The sequence below is a fragment of the Paenibacillus sp. FSL R7-269 genome (assembly GCF_000517865.1).
GTDB lineage: Bacteria > Bacillota > Bacilli > Paenibacillales > Paenibacillaceae > Paenibacillus_AQ.
The window spans coordinates 1-21886 of record NZ_ASPS01000026.1 but is presented as its reverse complement, the minus strand read 5'-3'; the positions used below and the strand labels follow the sequence as shown (position 1 = coordinate 21886).

14 protein-coding genes and 1 riboswitch are annotated in these 21886 nt (G+C 53.7%); of the genes, 4 read left to right on the top strand and 10 right to left on the bottom strand.

Annotation, left to right across the window (positions count from 1 at the left end; translation table 11 throughout):
* Window positions 1-34: 34 nt before the first annotated feature.
* Window positions 35-1033: an MBL fold metallo-hydrolase gene (locus C162_RS13295; RefSeq protein WP_036694959.1), complete on the bottom strand. Its 999-nt coding sequence runs from the start codon at window positions 1031-1033 to the stop codon at window positions 35-37.
* Between the two features lie 429 nt (window positions 1034-1462).
* On the opposite strand from C162_RS13295, the gene C162_RS13285 reads away from it, so the two are divergent.
* The 3 genes from C162_RS13285 (at window position 1463) to C162_RS13270 (ending at window position 5566) form a co-directional block, all read left to right on the top strand.
* Window positions 1463-2596 (top strand): virulence factor, encoded by a 1134-nt coding sequence (locus C162_RS13285; protein ID WP_036694957.1) that lies wholly within the window; start codon window positions 1463-1465, stop codon window positions 2594-2596.
* A 97-nt stretch (window positions 2597-2693) separates the two neighbouring features.
* A riboswitch (Lysine riboswitch) is annotated at window positions 2694-2910 on the top strand.
* A 150-nt stretch (window positions 2911-3060) separates the two neighbouring features.
* Window positions 3061-4548 (top strand): amino acid permease, encoded by a 1488-nt coding sequence (locus tag C162_RS13280; RefSeq protein ID WP_051493461.1) that lies wholly within the window; start codon window positions 3061-3063, stop codon window positions 4546-4548.
* A gap of 697 nt (window positions 4549-5245) precedes the next feature.
* The gene (locus tag C162_RS13270) at window positions 5246-5566 is read left to right on the top strand and encodes a DUF3889 domain-containing protein (protein WP_235218426.1); all 321 of its coding nucleotides are present in this window, start codon (window positions 5246-5248) and stop codon (window positions 5564-5566) included.
* A 40-nt stretch (window positions 5567-5606) separates the two neighbouring features.
* On the opposite strand, the gene C162_RS13265 is transcribed toward C162_RS13270, so the two are convergent.
* The 9 genes from C162_RS13265 to xylA all read right to left on the bottom strand — a co-directional run bounded on the left by C162_RS13265 (window position 5607) and on the right by xylA (window position 20562).
* Entirely contained in the window at window positions 5607-6746 is a 1140-nt protein-coding gene (locus tag C162_RS13265; RefSeq protein WP_036694955.1) for a transglutaminase domain-containing protein, read from the bottom strand.
* A 431-nt stretch (window positions 6747-7177) separates the two neighbouring features.
* Complete coding sequence (locus C162_RS13260; RefSeq protein WP_036694986.1) at window positions 7178-9559, bottom strand: glycoside hydrolase family 95 protein; 2382 nt, start codon at window positions 9557-9559, stop codon at window positions 7178-7180.
* Window positions 9560-9668: 109 nt separating this feature from the next.
* The gene (locus tag C162_RS13255) at window positions 9669-11411 is read right to left on the bottom strand and encodes an ABC transporter substrate-binding protein (RefSeq protein WP_036694954.1); all 1743 of its coding nucleotides are present in this window, start codon (window positions 11409-11411) and stop codon (window positions 9669-9671) included.
* A 183-nt stretch (window positions 11412-11594) separates the two neighbouring features.
* On the bottom strand, window positions 11595-12494 hold the full coding sequence (locus C162_RS13250) for a carbohydrate ABC transporter permease (RefSeq protein ID WP_036694953.1): 900 nt from the start codon (window positions 12492-12494) through the stop codon (window positions 11595-11597).
* Window positions 12495-12506: 12 nt separating this feature from the next.
* On the bottom strand, window positions 12507-13493 hold the full coding sequence (locus C162_RS13245; protein ID WP_372238090.1) for an ABC transporter permease: 987 nt from the start codon (window positions 13491-13493) through the stop codon (window positions 12507-12509).
* Between the two features lie 114 nt (window positions 13494-13607).
* A complete protein-coding gene (locus C162_RS13240; RefSeq protein ID WP_235218425.1) occupies window positions 13608-15386 on the bottom strand; it encodes a sensor histidine kinase in 1779 nt (592 codons plus the stop codon).
* 195 nt (window positions 15387-15581) lie between these two features.
* Window positions 15582-17126, bottom strand: a complete 1545-nt coding sequence (locus C162_RS13235; protein ID WP_036694950.1) for a response regulator transcription factor — start codon at window positions 17124-17126, stop codon at window positions 15582-15584.
* A gap of 118 nt (window positions 17127-17244) precedes the next feature.
* On the bottom strand, window positions 17245-18741 hold the full coding sequence (gene xylB / locus C162_RS13230) for a xylulokinase (RefSeq protein ID WP_036694949.1): 1497 nt from the start codon (window positions 18739-18741) through the stop codon (window positions 17245-17247).
* 501 nt (window positions 18742-19242) lie between these two features.
* Window positions 19243-20562: a xylose isomerase gene (gene xylA, locus C162_RS13225; RefSeq protein ID WP_036694948.1), complete on the bottom strand. Its 1320-nt coding sequence runs from the start codon at window positions 20560-20562 to the stop codon at window positions 19243-19245.
* 424 nt (window positions 20563-20986) lie between these two features.
* Here xylA and C162_RS13220 point away from each other — a divergent pair.
* Window positions 20987-21886, top strand: a 900-nt coding sequence (locus C162_RS13220) for an ROK family protein (RefSeq protein WP_036694947.1), incomplete at its 3' end; no start/stop codon positions are given.

The window sequence follows — 21886 nt, the reverse complement described above, 5'->3', positions numbered from 1 at the left end:
GGCCCTTATTACGGCTCTTATTTAAGTAGAAGTGTTATTTCCCCGCCGGGCGTTCCTCGGGCTGGACAACCAGCGTCTCCCCATAGCCCAAAGTATGGATACGCTCCTCACCAAGCCCCTGCGCCACCCTAGCCTGCTCCATCCGGTCCAGCGCTTCGCGCGCGGTATCATCGGCTAGCCTGAAGGTTCCGAAGTGCATCGGTATCATCAGCTCTGCGCCTACATCAAGGAAGGCCTGCACGGCCTCCTCGGGATTCACATGCTGAGAGTTCATGAACCATTCAGGTTCATAAGCACCAATCGGCATCAGCGCCACATGCAGCTTGAAGCGTCTGCCGATCTCCTTGAAGCCCGGGAAGAAGCCGCTGTCTCCGGCAAAATAGAGGTTCGGCGGAAGCAGCTTATGCTGCGCCTTGCCCTCCTCCCCCTCCGGGTGCTTCTGCGGGTCTGACGGCTGAAGCACATAACCGCCCCAGTGCGAGGAATTCGTATCGAACGGCGTTCTTCGCGTCCAGTGCTGGGTCGGGACAAACGTCAGCTTGACGGCGCCCAGCGTAATCTCCTGCCACCACTGCATTTCCTGGCAGTTAGGGAAGCCTTTGCGGAGCATTTTGCGCTTAAGCCCGGCAGGCACCACAATGGTTGTTCCTGCCCGGTACAGCTTGCGGATGGACGCGATATGCAGATGATCATAGTGGGAATGGGAGATCAGGATCAGGTCGATGGGCGGGATATCCGCGAGCGGAATGCCCGGCTGACCGATCCGCTTCTCGAAGCCCAGCCGCCGCGCCCATATCGGGTCGGTGATGATATTAAGCCCTTCGTATTGCAGAAAAAAAGTGGAGTGACCAATCCACGTTATCGTCGTCTCCAGCCGGTTCCCGGCCAAATAGTCGAGGCGCGGCGGATGATTCGGCACTTTATAGGTGTAATCCTTCTTTTTCCTGCGGCGGTCCTCACGCCATTGGCGGAATTCCTTAAGCGTTTTATCGGTGCTGACATTGTCGATGTTGTTATAACGTATTTTGGCCATACCAAGAACCACTCCTTATAGCAGATTTGCCGTTTCTGTTGACTGGCGGCAAACCACATATCTTAACTATAGGGTTCCGCAGAATCATTTGCAAAATTACAGGACCCTGAAGAACGCTCACTACAAATTGTACCCAAATGGCTGGGCGGGAAACGTCCGGGCCTCTTTTGTCAGGGATGATGCGGATCTAGCGGGCGGTATGAGGAAGGATGAAATCCTGCACGAATTGCAACATTCCCTCAACAACCCGATTATTCAAGAAGTCAAAATTGCAAAATATGCAACACTTCCCGTTTGGGTTGCTAATTCAATAATATTTAAAATTTTGCGGGTCCGCGTCTCCGCCCCTTTGTATTCACCTGCTCAAATGAGGTAAAATGCGGGTAACGCAGGACGGAACTTATGCCATTTAACCCAAGGAGCTGACATATGAAGATTACATTTATTGAACCGACACCGAGTCCAAATACCATGAAGCTTCATCTGGACGAAAGCCTTGCCCCCGGTATCCGCCGGACCTACACCCCGGAGTCCCGGCGCTCCGCCCCTTCCTGGGCGCAGGAGATGCTGGAGATTCCGGGCGTCACCAGTATTTATCATGCCGCTGACTTCGCTGCGCTGGAGCGCAAGGGCAGTGCCGACTGGGCAGCGATTCTGCGCGAGGTCCAGAACCGCTTCGGGGCGGACGGCCTCAGCGCAGAGTACAGTCTCGGCGATGAGAATGACGGTACCCACTACGGGGAGTCCCAGGTCTTCGTGCAGATGTTCCGCGGCATCCCGATTCAGATCCGCGTCAAGACCGGCGCGAAGGAGGAGCGCATCGCCCTCTCCAGCCGCTTCACCCAGGCGGTGACCGATGTGGCCAGCGCCGTGATGATCAAAGAGCGCAAGCTCAGCGATTACGGCGTGCGCTACGGCGAGCCGCCGGAGATTGCCCGCGAGGTCGAGCAGGAGCTGGAGGCGGCGTATCCGCAGGAACGCCTGGACTCCCTCGTGCAGCAGGCCATCGCGCACGGGGCTGCCGGCGAGTTCGTCGAGCAGCGGCACAAGAAAGAGCAGGCCGAGCTGCTGCGAGACCTGCAGGATGCGGATTGGCGCGTGCGCTACGCCGCGCTGGAGGATCTGGCGCCGGGCGAGCAGCTCCTGCCGGAGCTGCGGGCAGCGCTGCACGACCCCAAGCTGCAGATTCGCAGATTGGCTGTCGTGTACCTGGGCGACATCCGCACGCCAGGTGCGATGGAGCTGCTCTATGAGGCGATGAAGGACAGCGCCCCGGCCGTGCGGCGCACAGCCGGGGACACGCTCTCCGACATCGGCGACCCGGCGGCGACGCCGGTGATGACGGCGTCGCTGAGTGATGCCAGCAAGCTGGTGCGCTGGCGGGCGGCACGCTTCCTCTACGAAGTCGGTACCGCTGAGGCCCAGAACGCACTTAGCGTTGCTGCCGAAGACCCCGAATTCGAGGTCGGGCTTCAGGCCAAGATGGCGCTGGAACGGATTCTGTCCGGCGAAGAGGCGGCGGGCACCGTCTGGCAGCAGATGTCAGAGCGCCGGCGGAGCTGACGTGAACCTGCCGTATTTTGTCATTGCCTGAGAAGCCGGTATGCATTATACTGATTCCTGTTGTTCATATCGTTCAAAGATAGCCTCATCATACCTAGGATGAGGTAGAGGTCGCGGATAAGAAGAGTAAGCGCGTGGAGATGCCTAAGAGCCATCGTTGATACGCGCCCAAAGGAATATCCGCCGAAGTCGTAACTGCTGCTCTTAGTCCGCAGCTACGATTGGGGCCGTTTGCCGAAAGGCGCGGAACTGTCACTGTGCATACTGCCTGTCAGGAGACTGCGGGAGCTGCACCGTGTTGCGCTATCTTAACAGGGAGTATGATGCGGAGCCCATATTGAGGAACCGCAGCGTCCGTCTGCGGTTTTTTTGCGTGCATCATGCCGGGAAGAAGAACCGGCACATGCAGGCAGCAGCACTCCCCCTGTGAACAGAACCATCAATCTAAAGGGAGTGTCCTATTCATGCAAGAACAGCAGCCTAAACGGCCGGCAATACAGGCGGGTAGCGCCAATACACCGGGCCTGCGCAAATCCTTCAAAGCAAGACATCTGACCATGATTGCCCTCGGCGGCTCGATCGGAACCGGATTGTTCCTCGCCAGCGGCGGGGCCATTGCCTCCTCCGGTCCAGGCGGAGCACTGCTCGCCTACACGGCCGTCGGCATTATGGTCTATTTTCTGATGACCAGCCTTGGGGAGCTGGCAACCTATCTGCCCGATTCCGGTTCCTTCAGTACCTACGGCACACGGTTCGTCAGCCCCGCCTTCGGCTTCGCGATCGGCTGGAACTTCTGGTACAACTGGGCGGTGACCATAGCAGCTGAACTGTCAGCAGCCACCGTTATCATTAAGTACTGGTTCCCGGACAGTCCCTCGTTCCTGTGGAGCCTGCTCTTCCTGGCACTCATGTTCGGCCTGAACTTCCTGTCTGCGCGAGGGTACGGTGAGTCGGAATACTGGTTCGCCATTATCAAAATTGTTACGGTGGTCGTCTTCCTGACGGTCGGCGTCCTGATGATCTTCGGGATTCTGGGCGGCAAAGCTGTAGGCTTCAGCAACTTTGAGCTTGGAGGCAGCTCCTTCCATGGCGGCTTCTTCGCCTTCGTCGGGGTCTTCATGGCCGCCGGGTTCTCCTTCCAGGGAACAGAGCTGGTCGGTGTCGCCGCAGGGGAGAGCGAAAATCCGCGCCGCAACGTCCCGATCGCGATCCGCCAGGTGTTCTGGCGCATCCTAATCTTCTATATTTTCGCGATAGCCGTCATCGGTATGCTAATTCCTTATACGAATCCCGATCTGCTCCGCGGCGGTATTGATGATATCGGCGTCAGCCCGTTCACAATCGTCTTCAACAAAGCAGGGCTGGCGATTGCCGCCTCGGTAATGAATGCCGTAATTCTCAGTTCCGTGCTGTCTGCCGGTAATTCCGGGATGTACGCCTCCACCCGTGTCCTGTACGCCATGGCCAAGGATGGAATGGCACCGCGCGCGCTCGGCAAGCTGAACCGCAGAGGTGTTCCTGTAGGCGCACTGCTCGTGACTACCGCTGTCGGCATGCTTGCCTTCCTAGCCTCCTTCTTCGGAGACGGCGCGGTGTACAATTGGCTGCTTAACGCTTCTGGAATGTGCGGCTTCATCAACTGGCTCGGGATTGCCGTCTGCCATTACCGTTTCCGCCGGGCCTTCGTGAAGCAGGGCCATTCCCTGGAGGAGCTGCCTTACCGGGCAAGATGGTTCCCGTTCGGTCCGCTGTTTGCCTTCGCTCTGTGTATGGTAGCCGTATTCGGCCAGAACATGGGCGCCTTCACCGGCGCGAAGATCGATTGGTACGGCATTCTGGTCTCCTACGTCAGCGTGCCGCTGTTCCTGCTGATCTGGCTGGGCTATGGCTGGTTCCGCAAGAGCAGCCTGATCCCGCTGGAGAAGTGTGATCTGAGCACCCACGCTGACTGATTCCTTGCAACATAAGTGGAAACGGCATTGCCGTCCTTTTAAAGGACGGTACCGTTTCAGCGAAAAAGATAAGGATAATTATAGCGTGAAGCATATAAATTCTTCTCTTTCAGCAAAAGACCGGTTTTGATCCCGCAGCAGCGGGCCAAAACCGGTCTTTTATATATAGCTAGAACCTTATCAGATTTAAAATAGTGGTGCAGACGCAATCCCCCTTCAAATTACATCTTTTTTCCAAGCGGGCGTTGTTCTTCAGGGGCGTTTGGCTTAGCGTAACGGACTGAGGTGCTCTTATTTGGGAAGAAAGTCGCCAATCGGGTGAGTAACGGACTCCATGTCCTTAGAGAAGAAAATAATTACCGGAATTATGTCCCGGAGATTATTACTTATCTTGAAGTGATTAAGAATAGCTTAGCCGTCGGATTTACCATCCAGGATATTAATCGATGATCTCCAGGCAGGGAATTTCGAAGGATGAACAAACACGTATCATAACGGCTAAAATAGCTGAAATTGAAGATGCACAAAAAAACCTGGAGGCTTCCAAGCAGTCTCTTTACAAGCTTCTAAAGATGGATATTACCTGTGAGGACGGGTTCGGAAAACACTAAAACCCCAGAGCTGCTGTGCTCTAGGGAATCGCATAAAAACGCGGGTGCCGGGGGACGCTAACCTGTAATTCCAGCTCAAGGAGGCCATGATGAAAAAAATATGGACAGTAGCCTTGCTGACGTTAGCCCTAATCCTGAGCAGCCCGTTAAACTCCATCTCCGCTGCACCTGACTATGCCCATTGGGGAACCATCGCCGTAAAGGAGACGCAGCAGAAATACAACGCCGAGATCATCGATTACAAGCACATCGGCCGGACCCAGATCAGGCCCAAGCTTGCGGAAGAGAAATTCAAGCTGCTGGTCCGAAGCAAGGCGGGCCGGGAATTCGGCGTAATCGTGATGGTCCGCTTCAACCCTTCAACAAACAAGCTTCAGACCATTCAATTTCTGGAGACCAATGCCTGAAGTGCCACCCTGGCTGGTTCGCCGGATAGCTGACACTCTTTTATTTCCAGGTCACGTATACCTTAAGATCTCCTGTATTCTCGAACGGCGAGCTGTTAAAGGCCAGGTTGTTCAGTCCCAGCCCGTAGAGCACCTGCAGATCCTGCCTCAGCAACTTGTCGCTTCCGCGATAGCGGAACAGCAGCGATTGCTGCCCGGACTCTGCCGCCTGCATCGCAAGCTCCTTGAGCTGTTCCGCCGACGAAACCACCTGATTCTCCTCGTACAGCCAGTAATTCAGATCCTTCTGCAGCGTCTTGTATGCCTCCACCCCCTGGCCCCCCTGATTGACCAGCTTAGTCAAGGTCTGGGCATAACTGGTGGAGGCCGCCGGATAGGACTTGGTCCACTTGTGGTCAAGCCGCATCTGGGCATCGGTCCTCATATAATAGAGTGTACTGATTCCGCCCTCCGGACTCGGGTCGGGGTCATCCCAGGTGGTATCGAGATGATACCATGCCCCGTTCAAGAGCACCAGATTCCAGGCATGCGACTGGGTTACACCGTCTGCGGCCCTGGCCGTCCCTTCCACAATTCTGTTCGGAATCCCCGCCCCCAGCAGCAGCTTATAGGTTAGCAGTGTATAGCCCTGGCAGACCGCACTTCCAGTCTGAAGTCCTTCATAAGCGGTATATTTGCGGTGCGAGTGATCATATTCCAGATTCAGCACGACCCAGTCGTGGATCGCTTTTACCTTCTGGTGATTGTTCATGCCCGGTGTTATGATCTGCTGCAGAATAGCCTTCACCTGCTTATTCACATATGCCGTCTGCTGCAGCGTCTCCCGGTATTCCACCTGAACCGTCACATGAACAGCACGCGTGCTTCCACGGTAGGAGAAGGCATAGCTGTCAATAATATAATACAGATACGGGTCGCTCCCCATCGCCTGATTAATTGCCGTCTGAATCTCACTCTTCAGCTTGGTGGTCTTGCCCTGATAAGTGAAGGTGATCGTCTCTCTGCGGTTACTCATTGCACCAGCCAGCTTCTGCATCATTCCTTGTGTGGTCTGCACCACCGCCGAATCCGATGCAGCATACGCATGCTCGTATCCCCAGTACATCGCAGGCGGTAGAGCTGCAAACACAAGCATCAGTCCAACCGCCGTCTTCATCAGCGATCCCTGTCTCTTCCCCATATGATCCGCGCGCCTCCTGCAATCTATATCATCGGCCATAGCCGTATACTCTATAGTAAATGCCAATAATCCCCTGTTTACAACTCCAACCTGAAGAATAGGCAGGCGTTCGTGCCTGTACTATCCATTATATCGGCTCTGCCCTCTCCGTGCATAATAAGTAGTTCTCTCCCGCTGCGAGCAGAAGAATAATGCATAGAGAATAGAGGTGAACACAGGAATAGGTGCATTCTGTACATTTAAAAACAGTGAAAAGGAAGTCTTTCATCTTCTAACTGTAGTTTGTACAACTAAGTCTGCCCGATTAGGTGAGAACACCGATATAGAGGCATTTTAATTGTATGGAATACAGCTAAACGGATATTCAGCGGTACATCAGACGATTTAGTTGTACAGAGTGCAATTACGCATATCACTTGTCCCTTAGGTGCTCACACCCCCACCCAATACACCCCGCCAGCCATAACCTCAAGCGTACCGTTCAGCGCCTGTCGTTGGCCGTCTGCAAGCTGTAGCATCAGCTCTTGCGTATAGCCGAGGCGCAACGTTCCATCGAACCGGGCTGTAATCCGCGCGGATACCAGAACCCCAGCCTGCCATTCGATGTCCACCTCATACCCCCCGCGTGCCTTCAGGCCGCTGATACGGCCGTTCTTCCAGGCTCCCGGCAGCGCGGGAAGCAGCGCAAGCTCCCCGAGATGACTCTGCAGCAGCATTTCTGCAATTCCGGCGGCCGCACCGAAATTACCGTCAATCTGAAACGGCGGATGCGCATCGAACAGGTTGGTGTAGATGGAGCGGGTTAGCAGCGTGCGCACATAGCCGTAAGCCGCATCGCCGTCTGCGAGCCGGGCATAGAGATTGATCAGCCAAGCACAGCTCCAGCCGGTATGTCCCCCGCCGGAAGCAACCCGCTGCTCCAGCGTTAAACGGCTGGCTTCCAGCAGCTCCGGCGTGTCCCGCCTGTTAATCCGGTTGCCCGGATACAGGCTGTACAGGTGGGAGACATGGCGGTGCCCCGGCTCTGCTTCGGCGAAGTCATAGAGCCATTCCTGCACCCGTCCGCTCTTGCTGATCTTCAGCGGAGACAGACGGGCAAGCGTCTGCTCCAGCTCCTCCTGAAACTTAGCGTCCACGCTGAGAATACGCGCAGCCTCCAGGCAGTGCTGCATTAACTCAGCGATGAGGCTCATATCCATGGCCGAGCCCATAGATATACTGCAAGCCCTGCCGTCCTCCGTGACAAACCGGTTCTCCGGCGAAGTAGACGGGCTGGTAACCAGCCGGCCCTCCGGTCCTTCCACCAGCCAATCCAGGCAGAAGAGGGCTGCTCCTTTCATTAGCGGATAAGCGGTCTCGCCCAAATACTCCAAATCCGGGTTGAATTCGTAATGCTCCCACAGGTGACGGCATAGCCACACGCCGCCCATGGGCCAGAAGGCCCAGCTGGCATCTCCGCCAGACAGTGTGGAAGCCTTCCACAGATCCACATTATGATGGGCTGCCCAGCCGCGCGCTCCATAATGGATGGCAGCCGTTCTGGCTCCGGTCTCACTAAGCTCCTTAGTCAGCTCAAGGAGCGGTTCATGGCATTCGCTGAGATTGCAGACCTCCGCCAGCCAATAGTTCATCTGCGTATTAATATTGGTCGTGTAATTGCTGTTCCATGGCGGCTGAACATGGGGATTCCAGATCCCCTGCAGATTCGCCGCCTGTGTTCCGGCCCGTGAGCTGCCCATCAGCAGATAGCGGCCATATTGGAACAGCAGGGCCTCCAGTGCCGGGTCTTCTACCCCCTCCTGATAGGCAGCCAGACGTACATCGGTTGGCCGCTCCTCCGCCTCGTGACCGCCGAGATCCAGATCCACCCGGCGGAAGATCGCCTGATGATCCCCGGTATGCCTTCTCCGCAGCTCCTCATAAGTCTTACCCGCCGCAGCGCTTAATCTGCTGGCGCATAGCTCCGCCGGGCTTAGCATAGCTGTGGAATACTGAGCTGGCGCTGCGGCTCTATGGCTTGCTCTGGCCCGCACCTCCTCATAATCTGTCCCGGCAGCCAGCAGCAGCAGCACACGCTCCGCGCCACTGATTACCAGCTTGCCTGCGGAATTCCCGATACTTCCCCCGGTGACCTGTACATGCAGGTGCAGCTCGAACGCAACTCCAAGCCCCTCCTCATAGAGCACCGCAAGCGGATGATCCTGGTGGTAATTGTCAGCAATATGCGAGGGGCAGCGCCCCTTCATTACCAGCCCGTTCCCCTCCGCTGGACTAACGCTATGCTGTAATTGGCTGTCCAGTGCAAGCTCCAGGTGAATTCCTCCCGGCTGACCGCTTGTCAGATGCACGACACCGACCTGGTCCGGTGTGCTGATGAACACCTCACGGGTGAAGTTGCCCTGCTCCGTCTGGTAGGTCACTTTGGCAACTCCGCTATCCAAATCCAGCTCTCTTTCATAAGCCGTACAGTTCTCTGCGCCCGGCTGCGTAAGAATCAGGTCCCCGAGCGGCATGTAGGCCTGGGCGTTGACCCCCAGCATATGGGCATTCACCATATCCTCGGCCTCGCCATAGTGGCCTGCAGCGATTAGCTCCCGGGTTCTCTCCAGATACCTGAGCGCTTCATAATTATTGGTATCCCGGGGGAACCCGGACCATAAGGTATCCTCATTCAGCGAGATCAGCTCTCTGGCGGTACCGCCGAATACCATAGCCCCCATGTGCCCGTTCCCCAGCGGCAGCGCCTCTTCCCAGACGGCTGCGGGCTGGCTGTATCTAAGCTTCCACGCGGATTTCTTTTGTTTAGTTTCCATATTCTCCTCACCCTTCGTACTAAGTTCTGAATACAGCAAAAGGCCCTGACCTAAGTCGGGCCTTTCTGCCTTCTGCTATACTCTGGATCATGCTACATCCTATTAGGATTTACAGATTTTTGCCTGTCCACAGGGATACTCTCTTCTTCACCAGCTCAGTGAATTCTTTTTCCATATCCTGAGCGCCGGCTTTGTCCAGCTCAGCCAGGAAGGCATCATAGACTTTATCGAAATCAGCCGGTTTGGACAGAATCGCTTCCGGGATACGTTTACGTACGATGTCCTGGGTCTTTTTGAAAATGACTTGATATTTACCGTCTGTCGGAACCGGCAGGTTGTACAGGGCACCTGTTTCTTTTACAGGGAATTCATCCTCTTTCGGGAACAGGTCCTTCCAGGTAGTCGCTTTATATCCGGCAAGGGATTCCTTCTCAGCTTCTGAGTACGAAGCAACAATCTGCTCAGGGAAGCTTGTGGTGTAATAGTTGTCTGTTGAATCCTTCACGCCGTCGCCATACCGTGCACCGAAGATCAGGTACTGGCCGATCCCGGTTGTTTTTTGAGTGTTCGCTGTATCATTGGCTAAGCCGTCACGGATCTCAGGCAGAACCTCACGTTTGCCGTTTGCATCCACAGTATAGTGCTTGTCTTTAATCCCCCAGGTTCTCAGGACCTGGCCTTCATCGGAGGACATCCAGTCCAGCCATTTGATGATCCGCTCAGGATCTTTGGCTGCTGTAGTAATTGCGATACCGTAACCGTCGATACCGGTCTGCATGAAGGAATGATCCTTATACTCTTCGGTCAGGGTTACAGGGAAGTGTCCATAGGTATACTCGTCTTTGCCGGCAGCCTTCAGGGCATTCTCACCATCAGAGTATTCCCATTCCTGGGAGATCAGACCGAGTACACGGCCGCTGGCTACTTTCGCTTTGTACTGGTCATCCTTTTGTACGAAGGTATCCTTATCGAGCAGGCCTTGATTGTACATGCCGTTCAGCCAGCGGAAGTATTCCTTTTCTTCGGCGCGTTTGTAGTGAAGCTTCGCTTCGAAGGTCTCAGGGTCCACATAATATTCACCGTCATCCGGTGCGCCGGTTGTAGTGAAGGCCGGGTTGGTCACGGTGATCATAATCTTCCAGTCATCGGCATTCAGCGTCAGCGGAATCGTAGGCTGTCCATCGGTTTCCGGATGCAGAGCGACATAATCCTTCAGCACCTTTTCAAAATCAGCTACAGTCCGTACCTTCGGATAGCCTAGCTCTTTAAGCACACGATGCTGGATTTCAAATCCGCCTGTGGCATCGAAGGACTTCTGGCCGACACCCATATTCGTAGGAATCTGATAAATACTCTGATCGTCCAGGCTGTACTTCAGACGGTTCATGTTCTCGCCGTAGACCTTCTTGAGGTTAGGGCCATATTTATCAATGAGGTCCGTCATATCAAGGATCAGGCCGGCATCCACCAGGGTACTCAGACTACCTTTAGCGAAAATAATATCAGGAACGTCTCCGCTGGCTGCCATCATCGCAATCTTCTGGTCGCCGCCGCCGCTGCCTACATCGAATTCAGCTTCAAGGGTGACGCCTGTCTTTTCTGTAATGGCTTTACCAACATCATCCTGCATCTTGTTCCAGTTCGGACTGGCATCGGCACCGAAGAAGGTGAATGTAGCTGGCGAGGTATCTAGAGCCGTATCATCTGCTGCGGCAGTAGCATCAGGTGTAGTTCCTGTGTTGTTAGGAGTCGTATTGTTGGCTGCATTATTGCCGTTGCCTCCACAACCAGCGATCAGCATCGAGCTCATCAGCAGGAGTGTGAAGATGGTCTTGGTACTCTTGCGGTTCATTGTGTATCCCCCTTGTATCTTAATATATTGCCTCTATGCATATCAGGTGAGACCTGAATATACCATTGTGAACGCTTGCAAAACTACTATAAATATAAGTTTCCATTAATTACCTAAGCGGGTTAGCTGCCCGGCCCTGCACTGAACCCGGCAGCTTCTCCCCTGTCACTCCTGGGTTAAAGCCTATGCCTTAACTGCACCCAACGTCATCCCGCCGACAAAATACTTTTGCAGGAACGGATAGACCACGAGAATCGGCACGGTTACGACAATGGTAATCGCCATCTTGATCGACTCCGGTGAAATCTGCGCCATCTGTCTGGCCATATCATTCGCATTTGCCATGCCGCTGCCCTGATTGGTCGAAGACAGGACCTTCATCAGCTCGTACTGCAGCGTAGTCAGATGCGGCTTGTTGCCGTTGTAGAGATAGGTGGTGAACCACTCATTCCATTGTCCTACAGCCAGGAACAGCGCGACAGTTGCGAGTACCGGCTTGCAGAGCGGAAGGATGATTTTGTAGAAAATCATAAAGTCATTCGCCCCGTCCAGCTTAGCCGATTCCTGCAGGGCAAAGGGCAGTCCGTCCATAAAGGAGCGGATAATGAACACATTAAATGCGGCAACCGCACCCGGCAAAATGTAGATCCAGAACGTCCCGATCAGATGCAAATCCTTCATCAGAATGTACATCGGCACCATACCGCCAGAGAAATACATGGTCAAGGCCAGAAAAACCGAGATGAATCTTCTCGCTCTGAATTCCGGACGGCTGAGCGTAAACGCCAGCATAGAGGAACTCACCAGACCCAGCAGTGTACCTGAAACGGTACGCAGAATCGATATTTTGAAGCCTTGAATCAGGCCGGTATAGCTGAAGATCCGCTGGTAATTCTCCAGAGTCCAGACCCGCGGGAAGATATAGATGCCGCCCCGGACCGTATCTGTAGATTCATTGAAGGAAATCGCCAGCACGTTCAGAAAGGGATATAAGGTCACAATCATGACTAATCCCAGAGTGATGTAGAGAAACACGTCGAATATGCGTTCACCTTTAGACATTTGAAAAGCTTTGCCGCCCATTTGATCCCCTCCTTACATAATGCTTTCTTTCGTTAATTTCTTCATCACTCCGTTAGCCGTGAACAGCAGAATGACACTGACTACCGAGGTGAACATGCTTATCGCTGTACCATAGGAGAACCGTCCAATCTGTATCCCGTATTTAAGCGCATACAAATCCAACACTTCCGAATAATCGGTAACAAGATTGTTCTGCAATTGGAACTGCTTCTCAAAGCCGATTCCGACCAGATGACCAATCGACATGATCAGGAGTACCGTAATCGTCGTACGAATCCCCGGCAATGTAATATTGAACATCTGTTTGATTCTGCCTGCCCCATCCACCTTCGCCGCTTCATACAGCTCTTTATCAATGCCTGTAATCGCTGCCAGATAGATAATTGCATTCCAGCCTGTTTCTTTCCAAATATCCGCTGCGGTTAAGACTCCCCAGAAGTATTTACCTTTAGCCATGAACTGGATCGGCTCATCAATCACATTCATCCAGAGCAGCAAATCATTCACGATCCCCCCGTCAATCGCAAGCGTCTTGTAGACAATTCCGCCTACAACCACCCAGGATACAAAGTGGGGCAGGTAAGATATCGTCTGGACCGTTCTTTTGAAGACGCTTCCGCGCAGCTCATTGAGCAAGACCGCAAACAGAATCGGAACCACGAAGCCGAAGATCAGCCCCAGCATACTCATCGCCAGTGTATTTCTTAATACAAGGTAGAAGCGTTCATCCTGGAACAGCTCCCTGAAGTTATCCAGTCCAACCCATTTCTGTTCGCTGAACGACCTGACCGGCTTATAATTCTGGAAGGCCATTAGCCATCCCCATATAGGCACATAGCTGAATATAAATACCCAGATTACGAATGGAAGGGACATCAGGTATAAGTACTTTTGCTGGAGTACGCTTTTCCAAAATCCACTATTCCGTTTCGCAGGTGGGCGGGGGGTTACGCTTTCATTTGCTGTAACACCGCTTTCAGTGAGCGCTTTCACGATCAATATTCCCCCTTCGCTTTGATAGCTTTATCTTATCCCAGCGCCGGGGGCGAGAATACCCAACAGATTTCACGTAAAAACCTATAGAAATTAGACATTCTCCCCGCCTGTATCCCCTTAAGCCTTCAAATCACTGTCCCTAGGGATTGAAAATGTAATCCGTGTCCCCTCTCCTTCCCGGCTTGAGATATTCAGCCCGTGCTCCGCTCCGTAATACAGAGTCAGTCTCTGCTGCACATTGCGCAGCCCGATCCGGCCCTGCTCCTCTTCCTCCACCTTGGTGATGACCTCCATAATCTCGGACAGCCGTCCTTCCTTCATCCCGATCCCGTCATCCATTACAATCACCTGAATCTCCTGATTCTCCGTGAGGGTAATAGCGATGCTGACATGCACCGTGCCTTCCTTATTCTCCAGACCGTGAACGACCGAATTCTCCACCAGCGGCTGGATAATCAGCGGCGGTATCATCACCTCAGCGGCGGCGGGATCGAAGGTAATCTCATATTCCAGCCTGTCCTCGTACCGGAACTTCTGAATCTCCAGATAGGAGCGGATCATCTCAATCTCTTCCTTGATAGGCGCTCTCTCCCGGCCGACTTCCAGATTCTTGCGCATCAGCTTGCCCAGCAGCCGGACAATATTGGCGATCTCCTTCTCTCCCCTCAGATGGGCATTCATACGGATGGACTCCAGGGCGTTGAACAGAAAATGCGGATGGATCTGACTGGCCATCATCTTCAGCTTAATCTCCCGCTGCGCGATCTCCAGCGTACTGTTCTTCTCATTGCTCTCTATCACCTGGGTAATCAGCTGGTTGATGCTGGCTACCATGTAGTTGAACTGGCGCGACAGCTGGCCGATCTCATCTGTTCCGTCAATGTGAGAGACGACATTCAGGTTCCCGAGGGCCACTTGATTGAGCTGGCGGCTCAGCCGCAGCAGCCGATTGCTCGTCAGCAGCGAGATCGTATAGACCAGTACAAGCGCAACCAGCAGCACCCCGATTACGATAAACAGGCCCAGCTGACTCACCTTATTGGCATCGCTCAGAATACTTTTGGTCTCAAATACCGAGATAATCTTCAGCCTGCTGACACTCAGCTCAGGGATCATCTCATCGATGATGACGTAGGAATCCTTGTCCTTCACCTGGGTCGTGAACACGCCCTTGGACTGCGCCTGCACATCAATCCCTATGTCAAAAGCATCCACCGTGCTGCCCACCAGCTGCGGGTTTTTGGCAGATACAATATAGCCCTGCTCATCGATAATAATGGTCTCGAACGGCTCCTGGTGCAGCATCTGGTTCAGCTCATTCTGATTCACCTGCACCATCAGAATTCCTGACTTGCTATATTCTGGGTAGGGCACCTGGCGGACCAGGCTCAGCTTGTTGATGGTTCCTTTGGGGCTGTTGATATAAGGGTCCTTATCGTGGATATACATCCAGTAGATCTGATTGTTCTGCATAGCCTGTGTATACCAGTTTCTCGTACGGATCTCCGGCGTTACCGGCGCGATGGACATATCGTCCACCAGTGTGGGATTATCGATAAAAAAGCGGATATTGGAGATTTCCCGGTACCGCAGCACATATTCCTTGAGGTCGGTATAATTCAGGTAAGCCTTGGTCAGCTCCAGGATACTCGGATAATGCGTATTAACCAGCCGCTCCAGATCCTCATCGAAATAGAGCAGATTCGAAATATCTGTAGGGACACGCAGCTTGCTGTACAACTGGCTTTTGATCTTTTCCACGTTGTTGGTGGCCTGATCTATCGCTCTGTTCAAGGCTCCCTCCCGAAAATAATTCGTCAGAATAATCCCGGCAATCAGCACGGGAATCATCACCACTATGATATAAAAGAAGATCAGCTTGTATTTCAGCTTCATATTATTGACCATCCGCACCAGCTTTTTGATATCAATCTCCCCTCTCTATACAAACAGGCTGCTCCCGGTCTTCTGCAAGAAGGGGAACAGCCTGTATATCATAAGCCTCATACCTGATTATCTGCAAGCTTGCCGCGACCTGCAGTTCCAAATTTCCCTTCCGCTTCTTTTTGCTTTTCGTTAAGTGCTTTAAGTCTAGTTCTCCTTGCGGTACGCGCTTGGGGAGACGCCGACATATTTGCGGAATTTGGCGTTGAAGTAATCGGAGTTCATGTATCCAACCTGCTCGGCTACCTCATAGACCTTCATGCCCTGAGACAGCAGCTGCTTGGCCTTCTCGATCCGCACCTTATCCAGATACGTATTGAAGTGCTCGCCCACCTGGTTCTTGAACATTTTACCCAAATAGGCACTATTGTAGTTAAAAATCTCCGCAAGTGTACCCAGCTTCAAATTCTCCTTATACCGCCGCTGGATCAGATCCGTGATCCGCTTAATCTCATCGCCGCGCCCGCTTCCGCTGCCTGTCAGCCGGGAGAGCTGCTCCATATAGCCCGACACCAGCCGCTCTGCATCATGCAGATATCTGCTGCTGTAGACCTCGCCCATCGGCGAGGCTTGTCCGGCAATCAGCGGGCGCAGCTCAGGACTCGCCGCCTCCAGCCGGGCAATTGTGCTGCTGACAATCCGCAGCAGCTGATCCTTGATATAGGTCTCGTCCCGCTGGGTATGCACGAGCTGGCGGATAATCTGCAGCGTTAGCTCCCTGGCCACCCCGCTGCTTCCAGCCTCCACTGCCAGCAGCAGCTGCACCTCGATGTCACGCTCGGGGTCCGGCTCCTCCTCCGGTTCAACCGCAGCTTGTGCAGGCTCCTCCCAGAGGTCCGGCATTTCGCAGAGCAGTGTGTTCTTCTGCCCGAAGAAGGCATCCTCCAGCCGGGCGCGTGCGGCCCCGAAGGACTCACTGGCCTCCTCCGGCCGGACAGCTGCTCCGCCCGCTGCGGCCACGAACTCCAGCCCCTCCTTCGAGATTAGCTGGTACAGCTCCTGCCAGAGCGCCGCCCGGGCGCGTTCATCCCGGAGCGGCTCCTTCAGCAGAATTCCCATGTATGGGGGAAGGGTGAAGAAGAAGCCGCGCTCCTCCTCCTGCCAATGCCGCTCCATCAGCCGCTTCACCGCATCTTCGCGGGCATCTTCCCCCTTGTTAAGCCCTTTCAATTCCAGCAGCACCACCTCGCAGCTGCTGTCCTTAAGACCCAACTCGGCCGCCGGCTCTCCGCCTTCCTTCGACTGCAGCAGCTCCCGCACCAGCACCTCGGTGGTTCTTGCCGGCTCCAGCGCCTGCCATTCGTTGATCCGTTCTTCCAGGCTGATCTTCTCCCGCAGCTCCTGCAGATAGCTGATCAGTTCCTCCTCATCCACCGGCTTAAGTAAATAGCCGTCAATATGATAGGAGATGGCCTGCTTCGCATATTCAAAATCGGCATAGCCACTCAGAATCAGCACATGGCAGCCCGGATTCTCCTTGCGCAGCTCAGCGATCAATTCCAGCCCGGTCATTCCCGGCATGCGGATATCTGCCATCACAAGTCCAGGTTTCAGCTCACGGAATTTGTCCAGCGCTTCATAACCGTTAGCCGCTGTCGCCACTACGGTATACCCCTTTTCCTCCCAGGGAATCAAGGTGCGCATCCCTTCCCTCAGCTTGGGCTCATCATCCACAATCAGTACTTTGATCAATTGGGGCCTCCCTTCACAGAGCGTATTACAAACTTTACAGCAAGCTTATACCATAACCTATATAAAAGAAAATAAGCTGCCACCCTGTACAGGATGGCAGTCATTCCGTGCGGATATTCTATTTCCGGTAAGAAGCCAGCTTCTCATTCAGCTCGCGGGTCTGGCCGTATACATTCTGATACAAAGCGAAGATCCCGTCATATAGCGCCGCCTGATCTGCATTAGGGGTATAGGTCTCTGCCGGACGGATGAAGGCTTCCGCACATTCACCCAGGGATTCGAACCAGCCTGCACCGTAGGCTGCCAGCATAGCTGCGCCCATAGCCGGACCTTGCTCACTCTCCAGCTTGATGATCGTAGCGCCGAAGATATCAGCCTGCATCTGCAGCCAGGCTTCATTCTTGGCCCCGCCGCCGATCGCCACAACCTCGGTAATCTCTTTGCCGGATTCACGCACAATCTCAATCGATTCACGCAGCGAGAAGGTGATGCCTTCCAGCACAGCGCGGGTAAAGTGGGACAGAGTATGTCCGGAATCCATACCGATGAAGCTGCCGCGGATGCTTGCATCCGGGTGCGGTGTACGTTCCCCGCTGATGTAAGGGGTGAACAAGAGACCGCTGCTGCCAGCCGGGATTTCGTTCACTCCCTGCAGCAATTCGTCGAAGCTCTTGTCTTGCGCAAAGGTCTCCTTGAACCAGGTCAGGCTGTGTCCTGCCGCCAGGGTCACGCCCATAATGTAGAAGGCATCCTTCTCACTGTGGTTGAAGAAATGGACCTTGCCTTCGAGGTTAAGATCCTTATTGCTCTCGTAAGACAACACCACACCGGAAGTCCCGATGCTGCACATCGTCCGGCCTTCACCCAGAATGCCTGCACCCAGTGCGCCGCAGGCATTGTCTGCCCCGCCGGCGAACACCTTGGTGGTAGGCAGCAGGCCGGAGGCTTCGGCAACTGCCGGAAGCAGGGTTCCGGTCTGCTCGAAGGATTCCACCAGTCTCGGACAGAGGGAGACCGGCAGATCGAACGCTCCGGCAATCTCCGCACTCCACTGCTTCGCGCCAACGTCGAGCAGCAGGGTTCCCGCTGCATCGGAGTAGTCCATGGCATAGTCACCTGTCAGGTGGTAGCGCACATAATCCTTCGGCAGCAGGAATAATTCAGCCTTCGCGAGCACCTCCGGCTCATGCTCCTGGACCCACAGAATCTTCGGAAGCGTGAAGCCTTCGAGCGCGCGGTTTCTGGCGATATCGATCAGCTTGCTGCCAAGCTTCTTCTCAATCTTACGGCATTCCGCAGTTGTACGCGTATCATTCCAGAGAATGGCCGGACGCAGCGCTTTGCCTTCGCCGTCAACGAGCACAAGCCCGTGCATCTGGCCGGAGAAACTGATACCGTCGATCTGTCCAGGCTTAGCGCCCGATACTTCCATCAGACGCTTCAGACTGGCGATGGTTCCCTTCACCCAATCCTCCGGGTTCTGCTCACTCCAGTTCGGCTGGGGTCTGCTGAGCGGATACGCTTCAGAGTGCTCAAAGGCTACCTTGCCCTGAGGATCTACCAGTACAGTCTTTACCGCGCTGGTTCCAAGATCGACACCGATTACATATTTCATAGTTATCCTCCTAAAAGTTATATGAAGCATTACTTCTCTTGAAACGACTCCGCAGCCGTTCAAAAACACCTTTCACTAAAGGGACGGCCAAAGTACGCGAGAGGTACGCCTAAGATGCAGCCGCAAATGTATTTCCTGCAATAGATTCTCGTTAAATCGGCCAAAAATCGTAAGCTATTGCACTTTGTACACTAGAATTTGTTGAAAAGTCTGTTTTGTAGGGTACCCTCAAATATCTGTTGTACGGAATACAGCAGAATGCTGTTTCCCAGCGAAATTAGAGCATTCTACTGCACAAAATACACTCACACGGTCCTAGATCCGCAAGACTTAGCGCATTTATGGAATAATTTCACTTCTGCAGTTCCGATGCCCTACTACGCAGGAAACCCCGCGAGTCTGCATTAAAAAAGGGGCTGCCGAAGAATGCTCTCTTCAGCAACCCCCGTTGCGTGTATTCTCTAATGAATCTGCGGACAATCCCGCAAATCCCGAAGCGTCTTACTCAGCAGTCAGGATGTACTGGTTAAGTGTAGCTCTCAGCAATTCCTGACGTCCGGATTTGTTCGGACGCGGGCTCTCGTTGTTCAGCGCGTAGTCAGCCAGCGAAGCCAGTGTCGCTTTGCCGGATACGATGTCAGCACCAACGCCTTCGTTGAAGCTGCTGTAACGATCAGCAATGAAGTTCTCGAATACGCCGTCTTCCAGCAGCTTAGCAGCTACCTTCAGGCCCTTAGCGTATACGTCCATACCGGAGATGTGTGCCAGGAACAGATCCTCAGGCTCGAAGGAAGGACGGCGTACTTTGGAGTCAAAGTTGATTCCGCCTTTGCCCAGACCATCGTTCTTCAGTACTTCATACAGTGTCAGTGTTGCATCGTAGATGCTTGCAGGGAATTCATCTGTATCCCAGCCGAGCAATGGATCGCCCTGGTTCGCATCGAGTGATCCCAGCATACCGTTAATACGGGCTACATGCAGTTCATGCTCGAAGGTGTGGCCAGCCAGTGTAGCATGGTTCGCTTCAAGGTTCAGCTTGAAGTGCTTATCCAGGTTGTACTTCTGCAGGAATGCGATGCAGGTTGCTGCATCGAAGTCATATTGGTGCTTGGTAGGCTCTTTCGGCTTAGGCTCGATCAGGAACTGGCCGTCGAAGCCGATTTCCTTCGCATAATCAACAGCCATGCTGAACAGGCGGGCAATGTTGTCCTGCTCCAGCTGCATGTTGGTGTTCAGCAGAGTCTCATAACCTTCACGGCCGCCCCAGAATACATAGTTGTCAGCGCCCAGACGTTTACCCACTTCCAGACCCTTCTTCACTTGTGCAGCAGCGTGTGCGAATACATCAGCGTTGCATGTGGAGCCTGCACCGTGCATGTAGCGCGGGTTGGTGAACATGTTGGCAGTGTTCCACAGCAATTTTTTGCCGGAAGCCTTCATGCCTTGTTCAAGGATGTCTACGATGGTATCGATGTTGCTGTAGAATTCACGCAGGGACGCGCCTTCAGGGGCGATGTCCACATCATGGAAGCAGTAGTACTGCAGGTCCATCTTATCCATGAATTCGAATGCTGCTTCAGCACGGGCCTTAGCCTTGTCGAGCGTGCTCAGTTTGTCCCAAGCGCGGACTGCAGTTTCAGCGCCGAACGGATCGGAACCGCCAGCTGTTAATGTATGCCAGTAAGCCATTGCAAATTTCAGGTGTTCTTCCATTGTTTTGCCGGCTACGATTTCTTTGGAATTGTAGAATTTGAATGCATAAGGGTTGGTGGAACGGCTTCCCTCGTAAGAGATCTTGCTCACTGTTTCAAAATAAGCCATTTGTAAAATCCTCCTCGATATTTTGCTTCGCCCGCAAGCGTTTACAGCATCATCTTAACACATCTCTTTGACTTTGTATATTGGTTAAACAAAGTTTTTTTATTTTTATTTTTCTCGGTATTTCGATTGATCCCAGAGCCTATACCCACCCTTTTAAATTCCATATATATAAAATTATGAAATTTCACTTTCGCTCCAGTTCAATGGATGTAGTTGCATTTTTGCGCTCTTCATTCTAGACTAGGGGGCATACCCGCGCAGCGGAGCGCAGCTTCACAGCTACCCTCTTCCCGCACGTGCAAGGCCCCCGTTCTATCCTGAAACAACGGCTTTCCTCATTGTTACATGCCGCCGATCAGCAGACCGGACGAACATTATTGTATGAGACCTATAAATTCTTATATTGCAAAAGGAAGTGTGCTGCTTGAAAGTTACCGGTGATCAGGCGCTGGTCAAAAAAATTAACAAATCGATTATTTTACATACCATCCGTAAGCATTCTCCTATCTCACGGGCCAAGGTATCCGGGGTGACAGGCCTTAATAAAGCTACCGTCTCCAATCTGGTAGCCGAGCTATGCGGGCAGCAGCTGGTTACAGAAGCCGGACCCGGGGAATCCAGCGGCGGGCGCAAGCCGCTAATGCTGCATTTTAACGAAATGGCAGGAACTGTAATCGGGCTCGAGCTGCGTGTGAAACAGCTTAAGGCTGTACTCTGCAACCTGGGGGGCGGCATTCTTCATGAACGGGACAGTGTGCTGGAGAACCACGACTTCCCTTATGTGCTCGGGCAGATGCAGCAGATGATCTCGGAGCTGATCGCTACCGCCCCGCCTTCTCATTACGGACTCGTGGGCATTGGTGTCGGCGTCCCGGGAATGGTCGATGAGCAGGGCGTTGTCTTGTTCGCACCCAACCTGGGCTGGGAGATGGTTGATCTGCGTTCGATTCTGGAAAGCGCCTTCGCGGTGCCGGTCACCATTGATAATGAGGCCAATGCAGGTGCGCAAGGGGAGCTGAACTTCGGCGCAGCACGCGATGTTCGCCATCTGCTGTATATCAGCGCAGGCTCGGGGATCGGGTCGGGGATTATTATCGGCGGAGAGTTGTATAAGGGAGCGCGCGGCTATGCGGGCGAGACCGGACATATGACGATTGAAGCGGAAGGCAAGCCTTGCAGCTGCGGCAGCCGGGGCTGCTGGGAGCTGTACGCCTCCGAGAAAACCTATGATAACCCTGGCCTCTCCCTCCCGGCCCGCACAACGACCGGACTGGTCAAGTATGCGCTTGAGGGGCAGCCCGATACGCTAAGCCATTTCAACTCC